Raw genomic sequence first — 15874 nt, 5'->3', positions numbered from 1 at the left:
TATTAGGCACGCCGCCAGCGTTCATCCTGAGCCAGGATCAAACTCTCCATAAAAAATTATGATGTTTGATTAGCTCATAAAATACTAATTTGTGTTATTAATAACACGTTGTTTTGATTCAACATTTAATGTTGAAATCGGAATTAACGTTGACATATTGCAATTCAGTTTTCAATGTTCATTTGTTTCAATAACAAGAATTAATTCTACAGGTTTTGGCTTTGAAAGTCAAGAACTTTTTAAAATTAATTTTAAAGCTTGTTTTGAAATATTGTTTTGTGTGTCGTTTTGTTTCGTCCGACAAGTAAATACTATACACGCTTAAAACGCTTTGAACAACAGTAAAATTTACACTTTTATATTAAACCAAAAGTACAACTTCTCCAAATTACATACTTTAAAATATAGAAAAATACATAAAGTTCGTTTTTATTACTTCGTCATGGGATTTGGTATCGAAAAAAAGCTGATAAACCTCTATAAAACAAACTTTACTATTTATTAAAATTCTTTTCGAAAAATTAAAGCTACCTTAAAAAAGGTAGCTTCGGTTTCATTTGAATTTACAATTGAGCATTTACTACATCTCTGTTCTGCCCATAATCGCTTTTGATAAGGTTACTTCATCCGCGTATTCTAAATCTCCGCCGACAGAAAGTCCTTGCGCTAATCGAGTTACTGTTAGACCAATTGGTTTGACCAGTCTTGATATATACATCGCTGTTGACTCACCTTCCAAATTGGGGTTCATCGCTAAGATTAACTCTTTCACTTCGTCATTTTTTAAACGATTAATCAAACTTGGAATATTAATATCTTCCGGTCCTATGCCATCCATCGGAGAAATAGAACCATGTAATACATGGTACAAGCCTTTATATTCACGCATTTTTTCCATAGCGATTACATCTTTATCGTCCTCAACCACACAAATAATTGAGCGATCTCTCTGTTTATCCTGGCAAATATAACATGGATCTTGCTCAGTAATATGCCCGCATTCACTACAATAGGTAAGTTCTCGTTTAACATCGACTAAAGCTTTAGCAAATTGAACGACATCGTCTTCTTTCATATCTAATACATGAAACGCCAGACGTTGGGCTGTCTTTGGCCCAATGCCTGGCAGTTTCATGAAACTGTCGATAAGTTTGGATATTGGTTCTGGATAGTGCATACAATCACATTCCAGGAATATTTAAGCCTTGTGTATGCTTACCTAAGCGTTCTTGAGTAAGTTCATCAGCTTTATTCATCGCTTCATTAGTAGCAGCGATAACTAAATCTTGTAACATTTCAATGTCATCTGGATCAACTGCTTCTTCTTTAATTTCTACATCGAGAACTTCTTTGTGACCTGATACTGTTACAGTCACCATGCCACCGCCAGCCGTACCTTGTACTTTTTCTTCTTTTAATTTTTCTTGCTCTTCATTCATTTTCTTTTGCATTTTCTGCATTTGTTTCATCATTTGTTGCATATTTCCGCCACCGCGCATATATTTATCCTCCTTAAAAACTTCAATCTCATCTGATTGTATTTCATCTTTTGTCTCATTATACATGCCTTTTAATTCATTGTCATGTATCACTCTTCATCTATGACATTTACTGTATTTTCTCCAAATAAGTCCTTCGCCTTTTGAACGACATCAACATCTTCAGGTGACGTTGTTGTCGCTGTTCTGTTTTCCTCGGCACTTGTACCTTGTTTACGATTTTGAAGATATTCTGTCCTCACCCTCATCCACTGGTCTGCTGGGACACCGACTACTTTCACTGTTTTATCTATAATGTTACATACTACGTTCTCAATATTCTCTCTTTTTTCATCATCTTTATTTACAATCTCACAATGTATTTCTTCTTCGAATTTAATCAATACATGGGTTTCGCTTGCTGCCACTGGTTCTGAATTTTGAAGAAGACTTACTAGTGACTTCATATCATTACTCTTAGCGTGATCTATAACTTCTTGCCAGTGGTCTTTAAGTTGCTTAATATCTTCTTTGTTAGCTTTGTCTAACACTTTGGCTATTTGTTGCATTGAAAATGCATTTTTCGATTGTGGACCTTTACTAGCTGTTTTTTTAGCTTGTGGTTTAGCATTGTTAGCTACGACGCCCTGTGATTTTAATGTTTTTAATTCATTTTCTAATTGTTCCATTCGCTGTAACAATACTTCATTATTCGGCTCACTGGCTACACTCGTTGTAGCAACAGTTTGCACATTTTCAGGTTCTCCTTTAATCATTTCTGCTATTTTAACTAATAATACTTCAAAATGAACACTTTGATTGACACTAAATCTGATTGAAACAAGCGTATCATTAATCACGTCAATCATTTTATATAAAGTATCCAAGTCAAAATGCATCAGTGCATCATATTCAGAGTCCATATTAGATGTCTTATTCATAATGGTATCTCTTACAAAATAAATCATATCGTTAATCAAGCGATTTACTTCTTTACCTTGTGCAATAAATTGATGGTAAGTTGAAAATGCAGTTTTTACATCTCCTTCAACTACCTCTTTCAGTAAATCATTCAACGCTTGAGCATCTACACTACCAGTTACATTCAACGCGTCTTGTAATGTAAGGTGTTCATCGCCAAAAGCGATTGCTTGGTCCATAATGCTTAGCGCGTCTCGCATACCGCCTTCAGAAGCTTTAGCGATAAAATCTAAGGCTGCATGATCATATTCTATCTCTTGATTGTCTGCTACGAATTGCAAACGTTCTACAATTTCATCATGGCTAATTGCTTTAAAATCAAATCTTTGCGCTCTTGAAATAATTGTCGGAGGTATTTTATGTGGTTCAGTAGTCGCCAAAATAAAGATTGCATGGGCTGGTGGTTCTTCTAAAGTTTTCAATAACGCATTGAAAGCGCCTGTTGTTAACATATGAACTTCATCTATAATGTATACTTTGAATTTTGATTCACTTGGTGCGTATTTAACTTTATCTCTGATATTTCTAATTTCATCCACACCATTATTACTAGCAGCATCTATTTCAATCACATCTGAATTCGTTCCGCGCGTAATACCTGTACAAATAGCGCATTCATTACAAGGTTCTCCATCAGAACGTTCTAGACAGTTGATAGCTTTCGCGAATACTTTTGCGATACTTGTTTTACCTGTTCCTCTAGGTCCACTAAAAATATACGCATGTGATTGTTTTCCTTTTGAAATTGCGTTGCGCAATGTTTTAGTAACATGTTCTTGGCCAACTACATCTTCAAAACTTTGGGGCCTGAACATTCTATATAAAGCTTGATAATTCACCTTTGCACCTCCAATAACATTCAACAACTATTATATCACTGTGCTTTATATTTTGAATATTAATTAAATGCCTCTGGATAAACTACATTACCATTTGGTTGCTCAACAAGTTGTTCCCACAAGAATTTAACCATAAAATATTTCGATGGCACATCAAATGGACTATAAATTTGATAACGGCTCGCCTCTTCATAACCTAACATACCATAATATCCAGGATCTCCAAGTACAATGATTGTCGTATAATCTTGCGCTTTTGCACGTTCCTCCACTGCTTGGACAAGGGCTTTACCTATACCTTTACCTCTGTATTTCGGCAATACGGATAAAGGGGCTAACGCTAAGGCGGCAAAGCGTGTTTCATCGTTAATAATCTCTATTTCCGAAAGCATCACATGACCAACGACATCACCTTCATCTGTCTTAGCAACAACTTCCAATTCGTAATTATATTCTGTCGACGCTCTAATTTTCAAAACTAAATCTTGTTCATCATGGTTGGACTCTACGACGTTTTCAAAAGCGGTTTTTATTTCCTCTAAACTTGCGTCATAGTCATTTTCAGTTAATGTACTTAAATAAATTTGCATATGTCGTTCCTCCAAATTCACTAAATTCAATTTTTAGCAGTTACAATCAGAATGATATCGTTGCAGTTCGATCAATTAAATTAATGTATCGCTCTTATTTTAATATAAAAAAAGAGTGACTGCTATCAAAAGATAAGTCACTCATAATATATGGTTAATTGTATTTATTTAAAAATTAAAACCGTGCACCTTCGCTTCGAATACGTATCATAAACGTAACCAAAGTCGACAGCTAAATCTCGGCAACCCTACGGCACATACGATGATCCACTTAATGCTGCTTCCGTCAGGACCTGACATGGTTCATGGGTTCATATTGCATAGGACCGAAATCTTCAAACACTACGTGCTTTGGGCAGACTTCACAAAAACGTAGCCTCAGCGAAGGAATTAAGTCTCGCATAAAGCGGATTTCGAGTACAGGGAACCGCTACCTCCCCACCTAGCACGGCAAGATATATCATACTATAAGGTAATGACTGATTGCAAGTCATACAATTCATTATTTTATAACTTATTTCATTAAATTTTATGACGTCTCGAAAAATCGTTAAACTTAAATTCTGTAGCTAAATGTTTGGAAATATTATATTGAAATTTTGTCGTATCCTTTAAATGGACGATTCCTCGGACCGTAGCAGTATACGATGGCGTTACATCTCCAAATATTTCATATTCTAAGTTACCAAATGATTCGAAGGTGATGGATTTATTAGAGTAACTAATTTCTAGTTTCAATGTTTGTTCTATATAATGGTACAACGAATCTTTAGCAATATGCATCGTTATATTAGGAACGATTTTTTCTACTAAATAATCTTCATCGATAATTTTCACACGATGATCAATCTTTCGCGTTCGAATAATATGCCACAATGTCTCACTCTGACGCAAGCCCAAAGCGCTTTTTACTTCTGGCGCTTCACTAGCAGGTATGCGTTCTAATAATCTAACTTCAGTCTCGTGAATCAGACCTAACCCTTGTTGAACTTCCCTGAAACTGGTTAAATTCGCAAGTGGGAATTCTGTAATACCTTGATAGATGACAACTGAACCTTTACCTTTTATTTTCTGAATCATGCCATCTCTAACAAGTAGATTAAGCGCTTTGCGCACAGTTTCGCGAGAAGCATTATAGTCGAATACCAATTCATTTTCTGAGGGCAATTGAGCGCCATAGGGTAACTTTGATTCGATGATATCTGTGCGTAAATTTTCATAAATCGCAATAAATTTTTTCTGTTTCATGTGATTTCACTCACTGCCTTTTACTTTAAATTATTGTCTAACTACTATGGCACCAAATCCATCTATTAAGCCATTCTCAATCGACCCATTTTGTAACATGACTTGCCCATCAACGTTTAACGCTTTTGGTAGTTCAACTTTTGCTTTTGAAAAGTTAGCAATCACCAACCATGTTTCATCTTCATGATGACGCTTATAAATAAACAATTCATCGTGATCCATGTAAAGTGGCTCAATATTTCCATAAGTTATAATATCATATTCGTGACGTAGCTTTATTAATTTTCTATATGTTTGTAAAATAGATTGGTCGTCTTCTATAGCTGCTTCAACGTTAATTTCCTTATAATTATCAGGAATATCAATCCAAGGTGTACCGGAAGTAAAACCTGCATTTTCACCATTTGTCCACTGTACGGGTGTACGAGAATTATCACGAGATTTTTGTCCTAAAATCGTTAGAATCTCTGCTTCTGGATAACCTTCACCTTTTAACTTATGATATGCATTTAAAGATTCTATATCTCTATACTGGTCGATATCATTAAAATGAGGATCTGTCATGCCAATTTCTTCACCCTGATAAATATACGGCGTGCCTTGGAGCATGTGCAAGACGATGGCTAACATTTTAGCACTACTTTGACGTAAGGCTTCAGTCGAATCATCACCGAACCGCGTTACCACACGTGGTTGATCATGATTGCACCAAAAAATGGCATTCCATCCGCCACCGTTATAAATACCTATTTGCCATTCCATTAATATTTCTTTTAATTTATGAAAATCTAACTTAGCATTTGTCCATTTTTCGCCATCAATATAGTCTACTTTTAAATGATGGAAATTAAACACACTACTTAGCTCTTGACGTGCAGGATCCGTATACTGGATACAATTTTCAATCGTTGTTGAAGACATCTCACCCACCGTCATCATATCTTTACTACCAAATGTCTGCTGATTCATTTCATGTAAATATTCATGCACACGTGGCCCATCAGTGTAAAATTCCTTTCCTACCTTTTCTGAATTTTTAAATTCACCTTTTGAAATTAAGTTAATGACATCGAATCTAAAACCGTCTACGCCAAAGTCAATCCAATAATTAATTACTTTATAGAGTTCCCGACGTACTTCTGGATTATCCCAATTTAAATCTGCTTGTGTTACATCGAATAAATGTAGGTAATATTCATCCGTTTTGTCATCGTATTTCCAAGCATTACCACCAAACTTCGATTCCCAATTAGTTGGTGGTTGATTATCCGCTGACCGCTTAAAGAAATAGTAGTCTCTGTACGGGTTACTTTTATCTGAATATGCTTGTTTAAACCATTCATGTTCTGTAGAAGTATGATTAATGACGATATCCATCATTATTTTTAGATTGCGTCGATGCGCTTCAGCAATCAACCTTTTTAAGTCTTCAATCGTGCCAAATTGTTCGTTCACTTTATAATAATCACTAATGTCATAACCATTATCATTCATAGGTGATTCGTAAATAGGCGTTAACCAAATATAATCCACACCCAGATATTGTAGATAATCTAACTTTTCAATTATGCCGTTTAAATCTCCTTCACCATTACCTGTCGTATCATTAAATGATTTGGGATAAATTTGATAAACTACCGATTTTCTCCAATCATTGACTACCATTTGATTACCACCTTATCTTTGTATTTTAAATTAAGAAACCCGCTAAACAAACTTAGCGAGTTTAGTTGTACTTATCTATTTGCATTAACTATTCTTCTACTATTTCTTTCGCTTCTTCTTTACTAAATTTCGAGAAGATCACAGTTAATATTGCTGGTACTACCATTGCCAGAACAGTACCTATGCCATAAATGAGCCAAAAATCTTTTTTAATAGAAATGATAGCTGGTACACCACCAACGCCAACATTACCTAAGACACCGATTGCACCTATGATAGCACCTATCACACCCGAAGTTAAAATCGCTGCAACAAAAGGATATTTCAACGGTAAGTTCACACCAAACAACGCTGGTTCAGTAACACCTAAGAAACCTGATACGCCAGAAGTCATTGCCAAGCCTTGTTCTTTTGCCATTTTACGTCTTTTATAGACGAACCATGCACCGAATGCAGCCGAACCTTGACAGATATTTGAAATCGCTAAGATCGGCCACAAATATGTTCCTTTAAGACTGCTTCCCATTAGTTGGAAATCAACCGCTAAGAACATATGGTGTAAACCTGTAATCACTAGAGGTGCGTAGAAGAACCCATAAATTGCGCCACCTAACCAACCTATATGTTCAAACACAAATGTCACACCGTTTGTAATCCCTGTTCCTAGCCATAAAGCAATTGGGCCTATAACGATAAAGGCTAAGAAACCAGTGATTAATAAGGCGACAGGACCAACAACTAACATCTTGATTGAATCATGCACATATTTACTTAAGAATTTTTCAATTTGCGCTAATACATAAGATGCTAATAAAATCGGTAAGACCTGACCTTGATAATTCAGTTGTTTAATTTCTAAACCAAAGATATGCCACGCCGGAATGTTACCTTTACCTATGTCATATTGTGAAGCGAGTTGCGGATTCATTAAAATCAGACCTAATACCAAACCGAGTATTTGACTCCCGCCAAACACACGCATACTACTCCAACCAATTAAAGCCGGTAAGAATATGAAGGCAGTATTCGCGATAACATTAATGATATCTGCAAAGTCCCCTAGCTGTGGATATTGTGCCACCAATGCCTGCTTCCCAAACAAGTCTTCCATCGTTAATACATTATAAATCCCTAATAATAAACCAGCAGTTACGATAGCTGGTAAAATCGGAATAAAGATATCTCCCAATAACTTAACCAATCTTTGTATAGGATTGCCTTTTTGAGCTGCCGCTGCTTTAGCATCATCTTTAGAGGCACTTTCTGCCCCAGTTTCTTCAATAAATTGTTTATAAACTTCATCAACAGTACCTGGTCCAATTACAATTTGATATTGATTGTCAGCTTTGAATTGTCCTTTAACCAAATCATTGTTACTCAGACTCTCTTTATCTACCTTATCATCATCTTTCAAAACAAGTCGCAAACGCGTCACACAGTGTGTTGCTGTGTCCAAGTTTTCTTTGCCCCCAATAGCCTTGACGATATCTTGAACATCTTTCTTTTTAACAGCCATGATGATTCCCTCCCTTAAACTTTAATATTATCCAGAGTATAACTTGTATAGACAAGTTTTGCAAAGGCTTTCACTCAACTCACAAAAAAGGTCTATACAGAAATTGATTTTTAATTTCCGCATAGACCCTACTTCAAAAAATATATCGTTTTGCATTTGATGCAATCATTGCATTATGTTTAATAACCTGTGACACAAGCGATAGTAAGACGATATTCACTATTCGTCTATTTTTCTTCATCATTGACCTTAAAAAGCAAAAAAAGACAAACACTTTATATTAAATAAACGTTTGCCTACTATATTTATTAGTCTTGGTATTTAATGATAATGGCGGAGGAAGAGGGATTCGAACCCCCGCGGGCCGTTAAGCCCCTGTCGGTTTTCAAGACCGATCCCTTCAGCCGGACTTGGGTATTCCTCCAAATGAACACAATAATTATAATATTATAGCCCATTAAAAAAGTCAATTATAATTAAAGTATTACACCAATGTTTTTTCATTTAGGAATTCGTCCACTGCACGAGCGACTGCTCTTCCTTCTTGAATAGCCCAAACAACAAGACTTTGACCTCTTCTTGCATCACCTGCCGCGAAAATATTTGATTGATTCGTTTTAAAATCTTTATTATCTGCGACAATTTTATTTCTTTCAGTTTGTATATCAAAAGCATGTGGCACAGTAGTTTCTGTACCAATAAATCCAATGGATAACAATACCAAATCAGCTGGCCAATGACGTTCTGTACCATCGACAACCACCATACCATCCTCTGTTTCTTCAAGTATTTGTGTATAAACACCTGTTACATTACCAATACGATCCACTTCGTAACGCATCGTTTGCACACCATACGCTCGTGGTTCAAAACCAAAACGCGCTTCATATTCGTTATGCGCATAATCCATTTTAAACACAGGCATTGCCAACGGCCAATACGTATTTTCATCAAATTCAATGGCTTCTGGTTGCTTCGTGTATTTGTTAAATTGAACGATAGATTTACAATTTTCTCTCAATGCAGTTGCCACACAATCTGCACCTGTGTCACCTGCACCAATGACAATCACATTTTTTCCTTCTGCGGAAATGGACGGCGTTTCAATTTCACCATTTAAATATTCGCCTTGTTCTGTTAAGTAATCCATAGCAAAGTGAATACCCATACCCATTCGGCCTTCTAATGGTAAATCACGAGCATTTTGTGAGCCTGTACAAATAATAATGGCATCAAATTGTTCCTCTAAACTTTCTTTGCTGATGTCTACCCCTATTTCCGTATCAGTGATAAAGGTGATACCAGATTGTTCCATTAATTTAATTCTACGTCGCACGACTGCTTTATCTAATTTCATATTGGGGATCCCGTACATTAACAACCCGCCTGCTTCACGCGCACGTTCATATACAGTTACCCAATAACCTAATTTATTCAATTCATCTGCAGCTGTTAAGCCAGCCGGACCGCTTCCTACTATCGCTACTGATGCTGCTTTGCGCTCACTTGGTATCGTTGGTTCGACCCAACCATTTTCAAAAGCTTCATCTATAATGGTACGTTCAATCCCTTTTATCGCAACAGATGCTCTATTTATCTTCATTACGCACGATTGTTCACATGGTGCCGGGCATACGCGTCCAGTAAATTCTGGGAAGTTATTTGTCTCGTTCAACCGTTCATATGCTGTCTTGAAGTCTTTTTGGTACACTAAGTCATTCCATTCAGGAATGTAATTCCCAATAGGACAACCAATTGTTTCTCTACCATGTGGCTCACCTGTCTGACAAAAAGGTGTGCCACAATCCATGCATCTCGCACCTTGTTCTGATGCTTCTTCTTTGGTAAACCTCTTCTGAAAGGGTGCGTGTCCTTTCAAACGTTCTACTAAAGACAATTCAGGCAAGGGTTGTTTGTCATAACTCATAAATCCTTTAAATTCCCCCATACTCAGTCCCCCTTCAATTTAATACACAGCCGTTAATTGTTGTGCTGGTTCTAAATGTGTTCTCTTGTCATTAAAAGCATTCAATAACGCTTCATCTTGCTGGTTAGATTCGCGCTTTTGCAATTCAATTTTTTGCATCATTAATTTATAATCTTTTGGAATGACTTTTACTACTTGATCAACTACAGATTCAAAATGGTTTAATATATTTTTAGCTTTAGCGCTATTTGTATAAAGTAAATGGTCTTCTAACATTTCTTTTACAACATTTTTTTCTGCTTCAACAGTGATTTCGTCGAAGTCTAAACTGTCTAATTGATGCGCTTCTTTAAATTTTTCAACATCAGATGGGAAGATATAAGCGACGCCCCCACTCATACCTTGACCAAAATTCTTCCCGACATCTCCAAGCACAATGACACGTCCACCTGTCATATATTCAAGACCATGATCACCAATACCTTCAACAACTACTTGTACACCACTATTTCTAATACAGAATCGTTCACCAGCTTTACCATTAATAAAAGCTTTGCCATATGATGCACCATAGAAACAAACATTGCCAATTATAATTTCTGATTCTCGTTGTTGCGTCGGTGCCTTAACAATCACTTTACCGCCAGAAAGTCCTTTACCTACATAATCGTTAGCATCACCCGTGTGATGTATTGTTAATCCTTGAGGTATATAGGCACCTAAACTTTGACCAGCATGCCCTACCGTATTGACATAAATACGATCCTCAGGCAAACCGTCGGCACCGTGGATATCAGTAATCATACTGCCAGTAATGACACCCACGTCTCGTTGTTCATTTTTTACAACATAATTGCCAGTAAATGACTTATGTTGCTCAATTGCTGATTGAGCATCAGGTAATAGTTGCGTTAAATCGAAACCTTCATCAAGATGATGATTTTGCACTATATTTTTATATCTTTCACCGTCGTGCTGATATAATAATGCTTCTACATTCATAGAAGCAGCTTTAGGTCTTTGTTGGGATAAATTATCTTTTCGTTTTAATAAGTCTGTGCGACCCACCAATTCATCTACCGTGCGTAATCCAAGTTCGGCTAATATCTCCCTTAATTCCTCAGCAACAAAATGCATAAAATTAACCACGTGATCTGCTCTACCATTAAATAACGCGCGTAAATCTTGGTTTTGAGTAGCAATACCTACTGGACATGTATCTTTATGACACACACGCATCATGACACAGCCAAGTACGACTAAAGGTGCTGTTGCAAAACCAAATTCTTCAGCTCCCAACGCACACGCATATGCCACGTCTTTACCTGTAAGTAATTTGCCGTCTGTTTCTACAATCACTCTCGACCTTAAATTATTCATCATCAGTGTTTGATGTGTCTCTGCTAAGCCAATTTCCCAAGGGACACCTGCGTGTTGGATACTTGTTTTAGGAGAAGCACCCGTCCCACCATCATATCCACTAATCACAATTTTATCTGCATAAGCTTTAGCTACACCTGCTGCAATTGTTCCGACACCAGTTTTAGATACGAGCTTCACTGTGATATTTGCGTTTTTATTAGCATTTTTCAAATCATGAATTAATTGTGCTAAGTCTTCAATTGAATAAATATCATGATGTGGCGGCGGGGAAATCAAGCCAATACCCGGCGTAGACCCTCTGACTTCAGCAATCCACGGATAAACTTTAGAACCAGGCAACTGCCCGCCTTCCCCTGGTTTAGCTCCCTGAGCTACCTTGATTTGTATTTCTTTGGCATGTTGTAAGTAGTGACTCGTCACTCCAAATCTTCCGGAAGCAACTTGTTTGATTGCACTAGATCGATTTCGACCTTCATCATCCACCACAAATCGTTCTGGGTTTTCTCCACCTTCACCACTATTACTTTTACCACCCATTTGATTCATTGCTTCAGCAAGTGTTTGATGTGCTTCTTCAGAAATAGAGCCATAACTCATCGCACCTGTATTAAAACGTTTAACGATTTCACTCGTTGCTTCTACTTCATTGATATCAATCGAGTCTTGCTTTTTAAATTCCATTAAATGACGAATATGATCTGTACGTTGATGATTGACTTCATTTGAAAATGTTTTGAACTGTTCATAATCATTTAAACGACACGCATGTTGTAGTAAGTGAATTGTCGTCGGGTTAAATGCGTGATGTTGACCTTGCTTACGCCATTGAAACGTACTGCCAGATTCCAGGTACTCGCTCTCAGATGATTGTCTTGCTTTATTTTCTTTATCTATCAAGTTTATATCGATACCAGATAACTTGGTTTGTGTACCTGTAAAATACTGGTCAACCACATCTTGCGACAAACCTACCGCTTCAAAAATTTGTGCTCCTTGGTAACTTTGAACGGTAGAAATGCCCATTTTAGCCATTACTTTTATGACACCTTCTGACAAAGTATCTGTATATGTTTGGACATTTTCAGTAACCTCTCCGTTTAAGCGTCCTTTATCCACTAAATTTTCTATTGTACGTTGCGCTAGATATGGTACGACTGCATTCGCCCCATACCCTAATAAACACGCTACATGATGCACCTCTCTCGTTTCACCAGAAAGTGCGATGATGCTTGTGCGCATGCGTAAACCTTTTCTGATTAATAACTGATGCACATGACTGACCGCAAGCAATATTGGCATTGCATAACCTTGCTCTTCTACTAATACACGGTCATCTAAGACAATGATTTCATAGCCATCTTTTACTGATTGAATTGCTTGTTCCCCTAAATGGTCTAACGCCGATTCTAAATTTTCTTGATACAATGTAGATAAATGCTTAACTTTAAACCTACTGTCGTCAATCGTTTTTAATTGCGCCTCAGTTAGCACCGGTTTTTTCAATTGAATTCTGTTCAACACATCTTCATTAGGATTTAGTAAATTACCTTCTGAACCTAGATAAGACAATTCACTTGTCACTATTTTTTCTCTATATGCATCAATTGGCGGATTGGTAACTTGTGCAAAAAGTTGTTTAAAATAATTAAATAACGATTCATCTTTTTCATTTAAAACAGCAATTGGAACATCATACCCCATAGCACCAATTGGATCTTTCTTACTTTCAATTAATTCTGTCATATATTTGTCGATTTCTTCTTTCGTATAAACAAATTGCTTTTGTAACCTTGTTAAAGTTGTTTCATCCCAATCCGATGGTGTCACTTTTACATGATTTAAATCTAAGTCTATTTTAAATTGATTTAGCCAATTCTCATATGGTAATTCATCAGCGATACGTGCTTTTAATTCATTATTATCAACTACTTTTTGTTGTTGAAAATCAACTAATAATAATTTACCTGGATTGAGTTGGCCTTTAAAAGCAACTTGTTCTTCCGGTACATCTACAACACCCACTTCTGACGAAAAAACAATGTAATTATCTTTAGTGATTGTATAACGTCCTGGACGCAAGCCATTTCTATCTGTTAGCGCACCAATTTTCTCCCCATTACAAAAAGAAATCATTGTCGGGCCATCCCACGGTTCCATTAGATAACTATAATATTCATAAAAAGCACGGACATTATTGTCATTCGCTGTATTATAAAGCCAAGGCTCCGGTATCATTAACATCGCTGCTCTTTCTGGTTCCATTGCTAAAGATAAAAATTCTAATGCGTTGTCTACAATAGCAGAGTCACTACCGTCTTCATCAATGATTTCCTCTACTTTATGTTTGTTTTCACCAAAAATACTTTCAATGAGATCATTTTGTCTTGCGCGCATCCAATTTACGTTACCTTTAATGGTATTAATCTCCCCATTATGCATTAATAATCGGTTGGGGTGTGCACGTTTCCAACTCGGAAAGGTATTTGTACTAAAACGGGAATGTACAAGTCCAAGTTTTGATATATAATGCTCATCATTTAAATCTTGAAAGAGTTTCTTAATTTGATCAGAACGCAACCACCCTTTATAGACGATTGTTTTATGAGACAAACTTGTAAAATATAAATCTATTTGTTGTTTTTTAGCATATAATTCAATTTGCTTACGTGCTAAAAACAATGCTTTTTCTATATGCGTTTGGTTATTTAAGGCGATGAATACCTGTTGTATATATGGCATTGTTTGAGCTACATGTTCGGCAATGGCATTGACATCAACTGGTACATCTCTATAACCAATAACATTCAATCCTTCGCTTTCAAAGTAACGATTAAACGTTGCTTCATGCTTTGAATTTTTTATCTTCTCATTTGAAAAAAACATACCTACTGCATAATGACCTTCTTCCGGTAATTCAAAATCTGTTTGTTCAGAAAAATACCCAAAAGGAATCTCTGTCATGATACCGGCACCATCACCAGTTATACCATCTGCACCAATTCCTCCACGATGATCTAACCTACGTAGCATTTCTAATGACTTTTCAACGATATCGTGTGACCTTTGATTATTCATATTGGCATAGAATCCAATACCACATGCATCGTGCTCTTCACGACTATCATATAATCCAAATTGCTTACCATATTCGATCATAACCCTCACCTCTTTTTCGAAAATTCTGAATATTGAATAAGTATAGTAAACTATATAGTAATACATTAATCTATTCAATATATAAAATAGATGATATTATTCTAATAATTCGAATAATATTAATATGTTGGGAATGGTTATATGGAAATTAAACAATTGAAATATTTTATAGAAGTTGCAAAAAGAGAACATTTATCAGATGCTGCATTAGAACTTAACATTGCTCAATCTGCCATAAGCAGACAAATTACATTATTAGAAAAAGAGTTACAAGTGACGTTGTTTAACAGAGAAGGACGTAACATACACATTACCGAAGAAGGACAACAATTATTTTCTGAAGCAACCAAGATTATCGAACAACTTGATAACACAGTACGTTTATTTCATAACCAATCTGAAACAGAGCATTATATTATACGTATTGGTTACGTTGAAAGCTATATAACGCAGGTATTAACCTTATTAATACAATCCTTTGAAAACGAAAGTACATCTATCATTCAGCCTATTTTAATGGAAGAGGACGATATATTTGCAGCTTTGCTCACAGATAAAATTGATATTGCTTTTACTGCTATGTCAGATGAACTCAAACAACACCGTTCTTTAAAAGTAAGCCCTTTATTTGAAGAAACATTTCATGTCTATGTACCTAAAGATGACCCCATCACTATGGCTACAAATCCACCTTTAGTACAATTTTCGAATAAATCTATTTACGAATTATATCCATTACCAACGAAAATCAGACAAGCATTAGTAAAAACAACCAAAACACCTATACAAACGATCACACATCCTCAACTAGCAGAATATATCCTAAGCAAATCGCGTGGTTACATCGTCACAGCTTCTTATCATTTGCTAACAAAAAATCTACAAAAATGGGAAAAAATATCATTAGAACATACTGCATTGAAAAGAACCATTTGCCAAGTTGTTCGACTAGACAATCGAAAACACGATTTACAATTTTTATTAGAACTCATTGATAAATTATTAAGTAGAAGCACAACTTATCATTAATCATATGCATAAAACTTTTGAATTTAAATCGTTGTGAGCGTATAATCGCATTGTCTATATAG

At 36.0% G+C, this 15874-nt stretch carries 10 protein-coding genes, 1 tRNA gene and 1 other RNA gene; 1 reads left to right on the top strand and 11 read right to left on the bottom strand.

Annotation, left to right across the window (positions count from 1 at the left end; genetic code table 11):
- Window positions 1–580 precede the first annotated feature (580 nt).
- The 11 genes from recR to gltB form a co-directional block, all read right to left on the bottom strand.
- Window positions 581–1177, bottom strand: coding sequence for a recombination mediator RecR (recR, locus tag CD150_RS01345; RefSeq protein ID WP_046206986.1), 597 nt, complete (start codon window positions 1175–1177; stop codon window positions 581–583).
- Between the two features lie 4 nt (window positions 1178–1181).
- Window positions 1182–1499: a YbaB/EbfC family nucleoid-associated protein gene (locus tag CD150_RS01340; protein ID WP_026034724.1), complete on the bottom strand. Its 318-nt coding sequence runs from the start codon at window positions 1497–1499 to the stop codon at window positions 1182–1184.
- Window positions 1500–1588: 89 nt separating this feature from the next.
- Window positions 1589–3298 (bottom strand): DNA polymerase III subunit gamma/tau, encoded by a 1710-nt coding sequence (dnaX, locus tag CD150_RS01335; RefSeq protein WP_073344944.1) that lies wholly within the window; start codon window positions 3296–3298, stop codon window positions 1589–1591.
- Window positions 3299–3357: 59 nt separating this feature from the next.
- Window positions 3358–3888, bottom strand: coding sequence for a GNAT family N-acetyltransferase (locus CD150_RS01330; protein WP_073344947.1), 531 nt, complete (start codon window positions 3886–3888; stop codon window positions 3358–3360).
- 181 nt (window positions 3889–4069) lie between these two features.
- An RNA gene (ffs, locus tag CD150_RS01325) (signal recognition particle sRNA large type) lies at window positions 4070–4339 on the bottom strand.
- Between the two features lie 71 nt (window positions 4340–4410).
- Window positions 4411–5136: a trehalose operon repressor gene (gene treR, locus CD150_RS01320; RefSeq protein ID WP_073344951.1), complete on the bottom strand. Its 726-nt coding sequence runs from the start codon at window positions 5134–5136 to the stop codon at window positions 4411–4413.
- 30 nt (window positions 5137–5166) lie between these two features.
- Entirely contained in the window at window positions 5167–6801 is a 1635-nt protein-coding gene (treC, locus tag CD150_RS01315) for an alpha,alpha-phosphotrehalase (protein WP_073344955.1), read from the bottom strand.
- A gap of 88 nt (window positions 6802–6889) precedes the next feature.
- Window positions 6890–8317 carry a PTS system trehalose-specific EIIBC component gene (gene treP, locus CD150_RS01310; protein ID WP_064209969.1) on the bottom strand — a complete coding sequence of 476 codons (1428 nt, stop codon included), beginning with the start codon at window positions 8315–8317 and terminating at the stop codon, window positions 6890–6892.
- Window positions 8318–8648: 331 nt separating this feature from the next.
- A tRNA-Ser gene (locus CD150_RS01305) sits at window positions 8649–8741 on the bottom strand.
- Between the two features lie 60 nt (window positions 8742–8801).
- Window positions 8802–10265 (bottom strand): glutamate synthase subunit beta, encoded by a 1464-nt coding sequence (locus CD150_RS01300; protein ID WP_073344959.1) that lies wholly within the window; start codon window positions 10263–10265, stop codon window positions 8802–8804.
- Window positions 10266–10283: 18 nt separating this feature from the next.
- On the bottom strand, window positions 10284–14783 hold the full coding sequence (gltB, locus tag CD150_RS01295; RefSeq protein WP_073344963.1) for a glutamate synthase large subunit: 4500 nt from the start codon (window positions 14781–14783) through the stop codon (window positions 10284–10286).
- A gap of 141 nt (window positions 14784–14924) precedes the next feature.
- Between gltB and gltC the strand changes: the two genes are divergently transcribed.
- The gene (gltC, locus tag CD150_RS01290; RefSeq protein ID WP_073344968.1) at window positions 14925–15812 is read left to right on the top strand and encodes a glutamate biosynthesis transcriptional regulator GltC; all 888 of its coding nucleotides are present in this window, start codon (window positions 14925–14927) and stop codon (window positions 15810–15812) included.
- Window positions 15813–15874 lie beyond the last annotated feature (62 nt).

This window comes from Staphylococcus ureilyticus (assembly GCF_002902235.1).
Classification (GTDB): domain Bacteria; phylum Bacillota; class Bacilli; order Staphylococcales; family Staphylococcaceae; genus Staphylococcus; species Staphylococcus ureilyticus.
This window is presented reverse-complemented; position numbering and strand designations above follow the sequence as displayed.